The 13,187-nt window shown below is 41.8% G+C and carries 13 protein-coding genes; all 13 read right to left on the reverse strand.

The genetic code is table 11. The features are described from left to right. Positions 1 to 23 precede the first annotated feature (23 nt). Entirely contained in the window at positions 24 to 461 is a 438-nt protein-coding gene (locus BPR_RS09260) for a Mini-ribonuclease 3 (RefSeq protein WP_013281218.1), read from the reverse strand. Then, a complete protein-coding gene (cysS, locus tag BPR_RS09265; protein ID WP_013281219.1) occupies positions 446 to 1,870 on the reverse strand; it encodes a cysteine--tRNA ligase in 1,425 nt (474 codons plus the stop codon). Before cysS ends, BPR_RS09260 begins: the two co-directional genes overlap by 16 nt. A 19-nt stretch (positions 1,871 to 1,889) precedes the next feature. Next, positions 1,890 to 2,363, reverse strand: a complete 474-nt coding sequence (ispF, locus tag BPR_RS09270) for a 2-C-methyl-D-erythritol 2,4-cyclodiphosphate synthase (protein ID WP_013281220.1) — start codon at positions 2,361 to 2,363, stop codon at positions 1,890 to 1,892. Positions 2,364 to 2,416: 53 nt separating this feature from the next. After that, positions 2,417 to 2,725, reverse strand: a complete 309-nt coding sequence (locus tag BPR_RS09275) for an AzlD domain-containing protein (RefSeq protein WP_013281221.1) — start codon at positions 2,723 to 2,725, stop codon at positions 2,417 to 2,419. Beyond that, entirely contained in the window at positions 2,718 to 3,434 is a 717-nt protein-coding gene (locus BPR_RS09280) for an AzlC family ABC transporter permease (protein WP_013281222.1), read from the reverse strand. Before BPR_RS09280 ends, BPR_RS09275 begins: the two co-directional genes overlap by 8 nt. A 16-nt stretch (positions 3,435 to 3,450) precedes the next feature. Continuing rightward, positions 3,451 to 4,680 (reverse strand): alanyl-tRNA editing protein, encoded by a 1,230-nt coding sequence (locus BPR_RS09285; protein WP_013281223.1) that lies wholly within the window; start codon positions 4,678 to 4,680, stop codon positions 3,451 to 3,453. A 102-nt stretch (positions 4,681 to 4,782) separates the two neighbouring features. Further along, a complete protein-coding gene (locus tag BPR_RS09290; protein ID WP_013281224.1) occupies positions 4,783 to 5,301 on the reverse strand; it encodes a CarD family transcriptional regulator in 519 nt (172 codons plus the stop codon). A gap of 209 nt (positions 5,302 to 5,510) precedes the next feature. After that, entirely contained in the window at positions 5,511 to 6,074 is a 564-nt protein-coding gene (locus tag BPR_RS09295) for a GNAT family N-acetyltransferase (RefSeq protein WP_013281225.1), read from the reverse strand. A 1-nt stretch (position 6,075) separates the two neighbouring features. Further along, on the reverse strand, positions 6,076 to 6,513 hold the full coding sequence (locus tag BPR_RS09300) for a hypothetical protein (protein WP_013281226.1): 438 nt from the start codon (positions 6,511 to 6,513) through the stop codon (positions 6,076 to 6,078). A gap of 1 nt (position 6,514) precedes the next feature. Continuing rightward, positions 6,515 to 8,434, reverse strand: a complete 1,920-nt coding sequence (locus tag BPR_RS09305; protein ID WP_013281227.1) for an EAL domain-containing protein — start codon at positions 8,432 to 8,434, stop codon at positions 6,515 to 6,517. A 23-nt stretch (positions 8,435 to 8,457) separates the two neighbouring features. After that, entirely contained in the window at positions 8,458 to 10,761 is a 2,304-nt protein-coding gene (locus BPR_RS09310) for a beta-L-arabinofuranosidase domain-containing protein (protein WP_013281228.1), read from the reverse strand. Between the two features lie 47 nt (positions 10,762 to 10,808). Then, on the reverse strand, positions 10,809 to 12,113 hold the full coding sequence (locus BPR_RS09315) for an alpha-amylase family glycosyl hydrolase (protein ID WP_013281229.1): 1,305 nt from the start codon (positions 12,111 to 12,113) through the stop codon (positions 10,809 to 10,811). A gap of 86 nt (positions 12,114 to 12,199) precedes the next feature. Continuing rightward, the gene (locus BPR_RS09320; RefSeq protein WP_013281230.1) at positions 12,200 to 13,144 is read right to left on the reverse strand and encodes a phosphatase PAP2 family protein; all 945 of its coding nucleotides are present in this window, start codon (positions 13,142 to 13,144) and stop codon (positions 12,200 to 12,202) included. Positions 13,145 to 13,187 lie beyond the last annotated feature (43 nt).

Below are 13,187 nucleotides of genomic sequence, written 5' to 3' on the forward strand. Positions count from 1 at the left end.
AATCCTTTCATAACCTGCAAATATTAAAGTATATCAAGTTCCAACTTATTAATTCCCAGATTCACAAGCTCGCAGGCCCTGTCAATACCACCTGTCAGGTACAAAAAGCCCATCACAGCCTCAAACCCTGTGGCATCAAGATAATCCATAGTTGTGGCATTCTTGGCCTTGGTGTGAGGTTTGGAATTGCGGCCTCTGCGATAGTAGTCCTGTTCTTCCTCAGTCAAGTCCTCCATAAGAGCCTTGACCATAGCTGCCTGAGTCGGAGCCTTGACCACACTGCTGGCTCTCTTGTGAAGATTATTAACTGCTGTGTTGCCCTTATTGACCAGTATGGATCTGATGATCATATCAAAAAAGGCATCACCTATATAGGCCAGGGTAAGAGGAGAATAAGTCCTGATATCCTGAGTCTCTATACCAAATTTATCGTTTAAATAAGCATTTAAATCAGCTGCCATTTAACTCCCTCACGAGTATCCTTGATCTCGACACCCTTTTCTAAAAGCTCTGCTCTGATCGCATCAGCTGTAGCAAAGTCCTTGGCTTTCTTGGCATTTGCTCTTCTCTCAATAGCATCAAGAATAAACTTTTCAAGCTCAGGATCAACAGAAGGTCCCTCAGAAACAGCCTTGGCATGTCCCAGAAGATCAAGTGAAAGAACCTTATCAAAGCTCTCAACAAGAGCAAGTTTGGTTGCATCATTTATATCAGCCTTGAGCACATCATATAAAACTGTAATTGCCATTGATGTGTTAAGGTCATTGCTGACTGCATCTCTAAAGTTCTCTTCAAATTTCTCTTTGGCAGCGGTATCAACTGCTCCATCCTCTTTGAGCTCAGAAACTCTCTTAACAAGCTTGTTAAATGCCTGTGCAGCCTGATCCAGAGCTTCATAAGAAAACTCAAGAGGCTTACGATAATGAGACTGTAGGCAGAAGAATCTGTAAACTAAAGGATCATAACCCTTTTCCTGCAGTACAGAAACAGTAAGAACTGCTCCCTTACTCTTACTCATCTTGCCTGATTTGTCATTGAGGTGATTAGAGTGGAACCAGTATTTGCACCACTCATGGCCAAGATAACTCTCTGACTGAGCAATTTCATTTGTGTGATGAGGGAAAATATTGTCAACACCACCGCAGTGAATATCGATATATTCTCCAAGGTGCTTCATAGAAATGCATGAGCACTCAATATGCCAGCCCGGGTAACCAACGCCCCATGGGCTGTCCCACTTAAGAGCCTGATCTTCAAACTTGGACTTAGTGAACCAGAGAACAAAGTCAGTCTTGTTCTTCTTGTTGGTATCCTCTTCTACATCATCACGTACGCCAACCTGAAGCTGCTCTTTTTCTACCTCTGAAGAAAATACATAATAATCCTGAAGCTTGCTGGTATCGAAATATACGTTACCGCCTGCAACATAGGCATAGCCCTTCTCAAGAAGAACTTCTACCATGTGAATAAACTCAGGAATACAGTTAGTAGCAGGCTCTACCACATCAGGACGCTTATTTCCTACTGCATCAAAATCCTTGAAGAAAGCATCTGTATAGAACTTGGCAATTTCCATTACAGTCTTGTGCTCCCTCTTGGCTCCGGCAAGCATCTTATCTTCACCGGTGTCAGCATCTGATGAAAGATGTCCGACATCTGTAATATTCATGACTCTTTTTACATCATATCCTGCATAACCAAGAGCCTTGATAAGAACATCCTGCATGATATAGGTTCTGATGTTACCGATATGAGCAAAATGATAAACGGTCGGTCCGCAGGTATACATTGATACCTTGCCTTCCTCCCTTGGGTTGAACTCCTCTATCTTTCTGGAAAGAGTGTTATAAAAAGTAAATTTATGTGACATTATCTATATTCTCCTATAGTTATTTATTGGTCAAAAGACATATCGCCTGAGAGGAAATACCCTCTCCTGTTCCTGTAAATCCAAGGCCTTCCTCGGTTGTAGCCTTGACATTTATCTGAGAAAGACTGATCCCAAGATCATCAGCAATATTCTGTCTCATTGTATCTATATGTGGTCTCATCTTGGGCGCCTGGGCAATTATGGTGGCATCGATGTTCTCAACGCAGTATCCATTATCGTCCAGCATTCTACAGACTTCCCTCAAAAGAGCTCTTGAATCAGCTCCCTTAAACTTAGGATCAGTATCCGGGAAATGCTTGCCGATATCGCCAAGAGCTGCTGCTCCCAAAAGTGCATCCATTATAGCATGTAAAAGAACATCCGCATCAGAGTGTCCTAAAAGTCCCTTTTCATATGGAATCTTAACGCCTCCGATAATAAGGTCCCTGTCTTCTACAAGACGGTGCACATCATATCCCATTCCAACTCTCATGTCAAATACCTCGCGTCTTTATTCAATAAATCTAATCATATTAAATCATGTTTTTATAGTAAAAGAAACAGTTCCACCACAAATGCAGTAAGACATGACAATCCTGCCACTGTCAGAAGGCTCTTTTTGTTAAAAGCAAGGATAAGCGCCATGGCAAATCCGGCTATAGAAGAAGCCAAATGGTCTGTAGCCTTAAGTATTGCAGGAAAAGTCATCGCTGCAAGAGTCGCATATGGAACATAGTACAAAAAAGATTTGATAAAGCGGCTCTTTATTTCTTTCCTGATAAGTGTAAGAGGAAGTGCTCTGATCAAATATGTCACAATAGCCATAAGGAGGATATACAAATAAACTTTACTCATTCTCTTCCTCCCTGACCGGTGACACTACTGCTGCAATTGCAGCAACTACCACTGTTACTATTATAATCCTAAAACCACCGGAAATCATTTTAAGAAGTGGGGCGTATGTAAACACGCAGCTCATGACCATTGCAGCTATAACAACCACAGCTACAGATCTTTTAACCCTTGTATCCGGAATGATGATTGCTATAAACATTCCATAGATAGCAAGTCCCAGACTGCTGATCAGGACCTGAGGCAAAATCTGACCTGCCACTGCCCCAAGAACGGTTCCCAGAACCCACCCTGAAACAGAGGTAAAAATAAGTCCATAGGAAAACATAGGATACAGCTTGTCTTTTTTGAAAATGCTGACAGCAAATATCTCGTCAGTAACGCCATATGATATTCCAAGCCTGCTGGCAGTTCCAACGTCTGAGCCAAGTTTCTGTGAAAGAGCTGTGGACATCAGCATATATCTGAGGTTAATAATAAACTGCAAGATTGCAAGCTCAATAAAACTGCCATTTCTGGCGATCACCTCAAGAGCCGAAAACTGTCCTGCACTTGTCACATTTAAAAGAGAAGTCATCGCCGCCTGAAAAGTAGTCATCCCAATCTTGGAAGCTTCTATTCCAAATGCAAAAGAAACAGCTATATATCCAAGACAGATAGGAATGGCATTTTGGCAGCCTTCCCTGAAATCCTTCATACTCCCAACACTCATCTTCTCGTCCTTCCAGTTAGGTCAAAGAATCCAAAACTGACCTAAGATCAGCAACATTAAGGCTTCCCTGAACCATCGCATTTGAGCCGCCGCCCTTTGCTCCAAACTCTGTTCTGAGCTTATCGCACAGCGCTTTACAATCTTTTCCGGAAGCTCCGGATGCAATAATAAATCTGTATCCGCTTTCCTGTGAACCTGCAAAAGCTCCGCAATAGCCCTTCTTGTGTTCAGAAAGAGAATTAACCAGCTTGCGCAGCATATTGGAGTCATAGGCATTGTCTTTGACCACATAAATGTCATCTTCGGCGGCATTCACAAATATTCCTCCGGAAATATCGCTAGAAGTGACCTGTACAATTTCAGAAATCTCGTATCCAATCAGAGTTTCTCTTGCCTGTGACAATTCTGATTTCATATTGCTGTTATCATCAAATGCACGCTTAACAGAAGTAACCACTTTGTCAGCAGAAGTTGTCAAAAGAGCTGTAAGCTCGCCTACAATATCATGCTCACCCTGAAGGTATAAAAGAGCCCTTCTGCCGCAGAGAATATTGACTCTGACGCCGCCCTTGTAGTTCTGAAGTCCAACTACCTTGAGCATTCCGATCTCGCCAGTCCTGTTTACATGCGGAGCACAGCAGGCGCAGATATCGATTCCGGGAATCGTAACTATCCTCACATCGCCTGATAGTTCTTTTTTGCTCCTATATGGGATCTCAGACAGCTTATCTGCTTCCGGGAATTCACAGATCACATCGAGATTTGCCCAGATAGCTTCATTGGCCTTTATCTCAAGTTTCCTGATATTCTCAGCAGTTAACACGCCGTCATAATCCATGGTCACTTCCGAGTCGCTCAAATGAAAGCCAACGTTGTTATAGCCATATTCAGAATTAACAAGTCCTGAAAAAATGTGCTCTCCTGTATGCTGCTGCATATTACTGAATCTACGGGCAAAATCAATAACGCCGCGAACTCTGGTACCTACCGGTATCTCTTTGTCTGCTATGTGTCTGATTTCTGAGCCAATGCTCACATGCTCGATACCTGCAACACTCTTGCCATCATCAAATTCCAGAACACCAATATCACTGCCCTGACCGCCCTGCTCAGGAAAAAAAGCTGTTCTGTCAAGGACAACCTCGTAGCGGCCCTTATAGGCCTTGTTCTCTGATCTCTCACACTTTATTACTTCAGCAAAAAACTCTGATATATAAGCACTTTCGTAATATAACTCTTTAGTCATCACTAAACCCCAACCTGATATTATTGCCTCTTCTTTATCGCATTAAAGAGGCACTATGGCATATTTTACCATATTTCTCAGTAAATACAAAAGAGACCGCTATTACGCGGTCTCCAATGGAAGTTCTGAAAGCATTTCTAATACCCTTCTCTTAATAGTCTCTTTTTCTGTCTCAAGGGAATAAGCCAGTTCAGTGTAAAGAAGCTTTTCTGCCAAATTCAGGTATCTCTCATTAAGCGTGGCGAATCTCTTGCCCTGCGCTTCCCTGGTAGCTTTGATCTTGCGCAAGGACTTCACAAGACCCATCATCTCTTCTACATCATTCCTCTTAATGATCTCAAGCATTGCGGGTTCGGCCTTCTTACCCTCCGGAAGTAGAATTTCATCAACTTCCTCGATATCTTCTATCAAATCTTCAGCATTGTCAGCGCCTGTGACTTCCCTGATCTTGTCTTCGGCTCCCTCTACTGGAACGTAGAGGACACTTCCGGCATCCACTGCGGAAATCATCATGTAATACTGTTTCTCTTTGCCCCTCTCAAGAAACGACGGTACCAGAATCTCTCGTACCTGGCATAAGCCATGACTACCGTAAATTACGCACTCTCCAATATTTAACATCGTGTTCCTCCTTAAACTGAAACAAAACATAGTTAACTCTGAAAGCGCTTTCACGGCTGAAGATTAAAAAAACATGGAAGCAGAAATGTCCTTGGTCCCCACTCACCATGTCCTCACTCGCATGTTAGTATTATAACACGATATTACATTTTTTGTAATACTTACAGACGATAAAAACTGTATTTTTTATCTGATTTGCTAAACCAAGGTCATCCCTGGATTAAACGAATACTGTAGTACTCATCCCTAGTGATCATCCCCATATGCTCCACCCTCACTTCAGAAAGCATAGGAATATTCGAGTTCTCATTGGTGTACCTGTATGTAAATCCGCATTTTTCCTGGACTCTTTTTGACCTGTCATTTCCGTCAAAGTATCCGCAAACTATTGTTTCCAGCCCCAGGTCCTCAAAGCCATGTCGCATCAATTCTTTTACAGCTTCCGTAACATATCCATGATTCCAGAAGGGATATCCTATCCAATATCCAAGTTCAGCAGATGCCTCTTCAAGTGGCCTTTCAGGTGAGCCCTTTAATGTAAGCCCAATACTTCCTACAGGGTTTCCTCCACCACCCTTTATGCAGATGGCATATACCTCATCTTTGGCAAAAATAGTTCTGATCACAGCCCTGCTGTAATTGATATCCTTATGCGGAAGCCACCCTGCCACAGGTCCTATACGCTCATCACTTGCATACTTAAAGAGGCTGGGAGCATCTTCATCTCTCCAGCCTCTTAATATCAATCTTTCTGTTTCCAGAACAAATCCCATATCAAAGGCCCATATACTGGAAGCCTGTCTTGGCAGTAAAGGCGTCCAAAGATTTTTTGAATAATGTAAAGTATGCGGTCTCTTTGTGCATCGCTTCGTGGGAAAGGAAAACAATAACCTTACCACTCTTGATATCCCACTCAATATCATGCTGAGGATCAAGAGCAACTATATCCTTGAAAGAAAGGCCATATTTTTCTCTGCAGTAATCATCTTTGTTATCAAGATCCATAACCTCTTCAATAATTTTATTCTTGATTTTGAGGAGATTATCAAGCTGCTCAAGCATGATCTGATGAACAATATTAAGCGAATTTATCTCGTAGCCTACGAGCTTCATATCGCCGATGATCCTGTCAAAATCCACCGCAGTCTGCTCAAACGGATCAACCTTATTTTCGCCATAGCAAAAAACAGCATTGTAAAGACCTTCGTTCATATTATTCTCCTTTCGCAAACAAACCTTTCTGAGCCTTGAGGAAATCGATATATTCTTCTTCAGGTATCGGTCTTGAATAATAAAAGCCCTGTAAATATTCTACGCCTTTATCTATAAGAATTTTGGCCTGATCCATAGTTTCTACACCTTCTGCAAGGATATGCAGGCCAAAGTCCTTAAGAAACTTAATAGTATAATCAAGCATCCTCATATTTTCCGGTTTATCCTTGTCAAGACAGCTCCACACAAACTCTTTATCCATCTTGACGAGTGCATAATCCATCTTGAGAATCTCCAGAAGGTTGGAATAGCCGGATCCAAAATCATCCATTGAAATTGTACTTCCGCTCTCCCTTAGTCTTGCAACGTTTTCCTTGAAAACCTCATCATTGTTGATATATGAGGTCTCTGTAATCTCGAAATTGATAAAATCAGGCGGAATCTGGTATTTATTCATCTTGTTGATAAGCCTTATATGTGTCTGCTCATCGACGACTTCATTTCCCGACAGATTAACTTCTATAGTTTTAATTCCATAGGCCTGAAGGTTCTCCCTTGCAATAAAGGAGCAAACCTTTTCAAATACCAGGTCATCAATCTCCTGGATCAGTCCGCATTTTTCTGCGATAGGTATGAAATCTTCAGGTGAAATAAATTTCCCTTTATCAGGCCTCTGAAGCCTTACAAGCGCCTCAGCCGATGAAAAGCTGCCATCCTCTACCGACAGGATAGGCTGGTAATAAACGTCAAAGGACTTCTCTTTTACCGCAGTCCTGACCACATCCTCAATGGAATTTCTGTAGGTCATCTTATCTACGACAACCTGATCTATAACAAGGTTTGGCGACGACTGTTTAAAAGCATATTCTCCGGACACATAAGTCAGAATCTGAAGAGCCTTATCCGCCTCGCTGGCATACTTGGGAAGTTCCAGTATGCTAAAGGTTAGCCTGTAATTCTTGCCCTCATTATCCTTTAAATTATTGACTATGTTCATGAAGGTCTCAACTCTCTCAGGGTTTCTGACAATCGAACACAGCGTATTCCAGTTAAAAAGATATGCCGGAGTCCCCACGTGACTTTCTGAAATCTTTCCAACTATCTTCATAAGATCAGTCATCTCACTTCTCTCGGAATTGGACATGACTGCTGTTTTACCGGTAAAAATAACGGACACTACAAAGAATTCTCTTCTCATGCCCATTCGCTCCAAAAGAGCCATTTCAAAGGCATCTCTGTTCCTGACCCCATCAATCGATCTCTCGTAATACTCTCTGGGATTTTCCATAGACAGGAAAAGAATAAGCGCCATAATCATCATAGCAACTGCTGAAACCTGCATTGCCCTGTCAATAAATTGATAGATCAGAAGAATCGCCCATACTATAAGGCCTGATAAAATGCTAAAAAAGCTGTCTTTTCTGATCCGGTTCTTAAAATATATTGTGCGCAAAATAGACAGCAAAACGTAAGTAAAGCCGATTGCATAACATATAATAACTGCTGTCCCATAGTTATAGTAATAGCCCCATTCATTGACTCCAACATCTATGCCCATGACAATGGCTATGATCACCGCAATAAGAGCAGGAATTCCGGTAATCACCACGACCAGGTTAGACACAGCTCTTTTGAGGGTCGTCTTGGCATAAATATAAATGCACATGATAAATGCACTAAACAAAAGAGAGCCGACATACAATATCTGTGTAACTTCCCTAAGGGCTGCCGCCGAGCTCTTCTCATCTATCAGCATAAAGGCAGTGCACTCTAGAATCTCACATATATTGCAGACAAATACGGACACCAAAAAAACGAAGAAAATTCGCGCAGAAATAAGCTGCGGAATGTTCTTTCTAAGGTATATCACCAGCAGTATGATTGATACCATTATTGCAATTAAAGGTGTACGAATTTCCATAAATTTATTATAATATAAAACTATTATTGCAACAACTTGTTAGCTTGAACAGCCTTGACATAAAATAGCGTCAGAGGCAAAAACGACTGGGCAAAATTCTTGGTCGGGCCATTCCCAACCATAACTGTATCTTCCACAATTCTCTTGGTAAAAGAGATACCGCTCTGGGATGAAATCTGCTTGTAAAAAGTCTTAAGCCCATAGTCAAGGTATCTGTCTTCTTTCGTGATCTCATAAGCTATAGCCATAGACTCTAAAAGAAGTGTATTGTTACCGTTTCTGGCAAGGCTTGGAAGCTCTTTATAGTAAAAAAGTCCGTTGGGAGTTCTGCAGTTATCTACGATATCATCGATAGCCTTCATAATGAGCTGCTTAACGCGCTCGCTCCCGTCAACCCTGTAGTAACGCATAAGTGAACCAACAGCCACAGAGATCATAAATCCAACCCTGATAGTTGTATTATCAGTATAGGCTGAGAGCCAGTTACCATATTTATCATTCCACTCTTCGAACTGTCCGACTATCCAGTCTGCTTTTTCAAGCCACTTTTTATCATGGGTCTCTATATAAAGAGCCGTCAGACTTCTAAGTGCCCACCCGGTCTCCCTTGCGCCTATTTCGCCGGGAACCTGATAAGCAGGCGTATCCAGAAGAGCCAATACGTTTCGTCCAATTCCAATAGCTGTTTCAAGTGCCCTCTCATCTCCAGTGAAATGATAATGATCAAGAAGCCCCTCTACCCATTCATGGGAGCAGGCCATGATTCCACGTGTCCCCCTTCCGGGCTCCGAGTTTCCGCTGTGTCTCTTCTGATGCTCCCACTGACCGTTTACAAAAAGAGGATCTGTGTTGTAATGGCAAATATCAACATCCATCCAGTGCCAGCAGGCAACATTGGCGTAATCAAACATTCTTCGGATGCCGGTCCTTGCATACATCATGTACATGGCATGAGGATAGTCATATTCATTGTTGGTCCAGACCAGATTTCCGCCGCCTCTTCCCTGAGAAGTATAGCCTGGATCAGGCGCATCGCCCCAGTTCAGAATTCCATAGCATCTTGCATGAGAATCCGCTTTATCGATCAGAGCAATCTCAACATCATCAATCTGCTCTTTCTGTGGAAGGAATATTTCCGGAAAAACACCGGCCTGCTCAAATATTTCAGGATCGACATACCCTGTATCGGGCATCTGATAAATTATGCTTCTGTTATTAAGCTCGTACAGATCTTCTCCTGCATCATGGAAATGCAATAGAAATCTCTGTTCTCTTGCCATTCCTGATTCGAATCTGACCGAATACGAATTGGAAATATCCATAAGTCTGTTTTTATCAGGTAAAAGAGAAATCTTAATTCCGTCACTGCTTGCACTGATAGCCTTGGGATAATTCTGCTGTGCCTGAAAGACAGTCGCGCAAATCCCCACGCCATCTCCAAAATCAGAAACATCAGCCAGAAAAGTCCCATAAAAGACTTCTGCAAAATGCTCGTTAGCTTCTCTTTCAAGAAGCTCAGCTGTTATTGTCTTGGAAACCTCTTCTCCTTCATCACTAGTTTCAAATTTGGTCTTAAAATTGGAAATACCCACAGTTGTGCGCGGAATCACCTTGTCTTTTCCCGTATTCCTGATTTCAAATGTAAGTTCATCAGGCTCAATAGTGTCCAGCGTACAGTTAAAGATTCTGACAGCAGCCTCTATCCAGGGCTTGTCACAGGTTATAGAAAGGCGAAGGGTAAACTTGATCCCCTCTCCCGACAATCTCTGATTATTGTCCTCAAAATGCCCCGAAGCTTCGATAATAGTAAAAATAGGACCATTTTCAACAATCTGCCATAATTCAAAGATTGGAGAAAAAACATATCCGTCCATTTTAAGAACAGGGCCTATGAACTGATTTCTGGTAAATACATGTCCTTCATAGGATAGCTCTTGAAAAGGCCCATTCTGGAAATCAGCCACCCTGAAATTAAACACTCCATTGGATACAGAAATTGCAGTGTTAGTCCTTGTAACAAGGTTATTGTCAATTCCATCAGCAAAAACATTGCTGTTATCGATCATGTCAGAAGTAGTAACAAGGACAAAATCCTTGGCCGCATTCCCCGGAAGTGTTCCCAAAAATCTCACGTAGATAAAGCGTATAGAGCCATCCTCCCAGGTGGAAGTTATCTTGATCTGCGAAGGGATTATCTTGCCGGAGTCAATAACCGCAAGCCTCTCGTACTCTTTGAGGGTAAGCTCTCCTTTTGGAAAAGGCACACCTATACCCAGGAGTTCATTTTTTCTCTCATCTTTATACAGTTTATCAAAGTGTATTTTCATATATGTTTGTATATCCTTATATAGACTTATGCGTATTTATATGTAATTCATATCTGCAAAAGATATCCTGTATAAGCTGGAATATCAAGTCCTCCGCCAAAATCAATCTCTTTTCCCGTGATAAGATCTGTTGCTCTTCCTGCTCTTGCATCAAAATCAGCGTGGAACTGATTCTCATCAGCATTAATTACAACTAAAACTCTGTCCCCTTCTGCTTCTCTTTCAAAAATGCACTGCCTGTTTGTAAGAAGAAGTGACTTAAAATCTCCATAGGACAGGGCTTTAGAGCCTTCTCTGCCTTTACAGAGCTTACTGATAACATCGGTAAGTTCATTCCACTGAGGCTTATCAAAGCATGGTCTTAGAGCAGGATCTCCCTGGGATTTGTCAGCCTTCTCGCCCCACTCACTGCCATAGTAGATTGTAGGAATTCCGGGCATACCAAACATAAGCGTGTAGATAAGCGGCAAGTGCTGAGGTCTCTGCAATACGCTGGCAATCCTGCTGACATCGTGGTTATCTACAAAAGATAAGAGGTGTTTACCCCTGTACAAAGTCCAGTTTTCAGGGCCGAACTGGCGCAGGAGCGAATGAACTATTTCAAAGAGATTCATGCTGTTAAGAGCGGAATGCATACCCTTGTAGCACTCGTAGTTAGTAGCACTGTGGCACAGATCATCGCCCATAATACGATTGTAATCTCCGCCTATCATCTCACCCATCAGGAAGAAATCTTCCTTCCATGCAGGTGTTTCACGTCTGAGTCTTCTGATAAAGTCAGGATCAACGCAATAGGCAACATCAAGTCTAAGACCATCTATTCCAAACTCATCGATCCAGAACTTAACACTTTCCATCAGATAATCTGTAACTGCAGGATTGCGAAGATTGAGCTTAACAAGGTCATAATTGCCTTCCCAGCCTTCATACCACAATCCGTCATTATAGTTACTGTTTCCTTCAAAGCTTATGTTAAACCAGTCCTTGTAGGGAGAATCCCACTTTTTTTCAAGGACATCTACAAAGCCAAAAAAGCCTCTTCCTGCATGATTGAAAACACCATCAAGGACAACCTTGATTCCCTCCTTGTGAAGGGCATCGCAAACCTTCTTAAAATCCTTGTTAGTCCCAAGGCGCACATCTATCTTTTTGTAATCCCTTGTATTATAGCCGTGAGTATCAGACTCAAAGACTGGGTTGAACATTATGGCTCCGATTCCCAGCTTTTTGAAATGCGGGATCCAGTCAATCACCTTCAAAATCCTGTGTTCCAGCTTACCATCATTTTCAAAAGGAGCTCCGCAAAAGCCCAATGGATAGATCTGATAAAAAGATGTTTCATAAGCCCACATGTCTTGCCCTCCTGTTATCTTGCCCCTGTCAGCATGTACCTGTTCTCAGCTATTCTTGGATATAATGCATTCTCTTTTACCCATTTTCAGTTATTCTTTGAAAAAACTTTTTCAACTCTGAAAACAAGCGGATATACGCCAATTGTTACAAAGGCTACGATCGTGTATCTGATAAATCTTACTATGTTTGCAAGAAATACTCCTGAATCAAGAAATACCTTGCTAAATGGCATCTTGAGAAGTGTATTAAGTGCAAAATATATGATAAAGCCTCCAAGAAGCCTTGTTATGCACCACAAGGGCTTTCTGGTATTCTCAAATTTAACTACTCTTCTATCAAACTCTACAGATAGGAAAAAGCCTCCCATAAGGCCAAGTCCTGTGTAGTAGTCGGATGTCTTGCAGTATAAAAGTCCAATGCAGGAAATAAGGAAAATAATGAGATAGATGATCCATCTCTTTTCCTCGCTAAATCTTCTAACCAGTGCAGGAATCACAAATATGATCAGCGCACCTGAGAGCCAGCCAAATAGCACGTCTGTAGGATAATGGCAGCCTACAATCACCCTTGAAAGGCCTACAAGAAGTGGCAGGATAAATGCAACTGCCGTAAACACAGGCTTTTTATAAAACCTTGCAAGAGATCCATAGACAGTAGCTGAATTTGTGGAATGGCCACTTGGAAAAGAAAAGCCCTGCGCCGCAATGTCATATATATCTGCTTTCTTATCAACCGGTCTTAGACACTTAATTGTTTCATGGTCAAAATATGGCCTTCTCCTCCAGAAAAAATTCTTGATAAGAGGAGTAAATACCAGACCAACCATTACATTTGTTCCTATATATATCGCAGCCTTCTTGTCATAACACCAGAACAAAAAGCCAAGCAGAAGGATCAGTATCAGTTCTTCTCCAAAATATGAGAAGAAGGAAATAATACTTATTCCTGTATCTCCTATGGTTCTTTGCAGAAACTCCATTAACTCCACTTCAAAATCAAACCAAAAACTATTCCCAACAACTACTCCCATACAAACAATCTCCTTAAATGATTTTCTATAATCAAACAAGTAT

Source organism: Butyrivibrio proteoclasticus B316, from assembly GCF_000145035.1.
GTDB classification, from domain to species: Bacteria; Bacillota; Clostridia; order Lachnospirales; family Lachnospiraceae; genus Butyrivibrio; species Butyrivibrio proteoclasticus.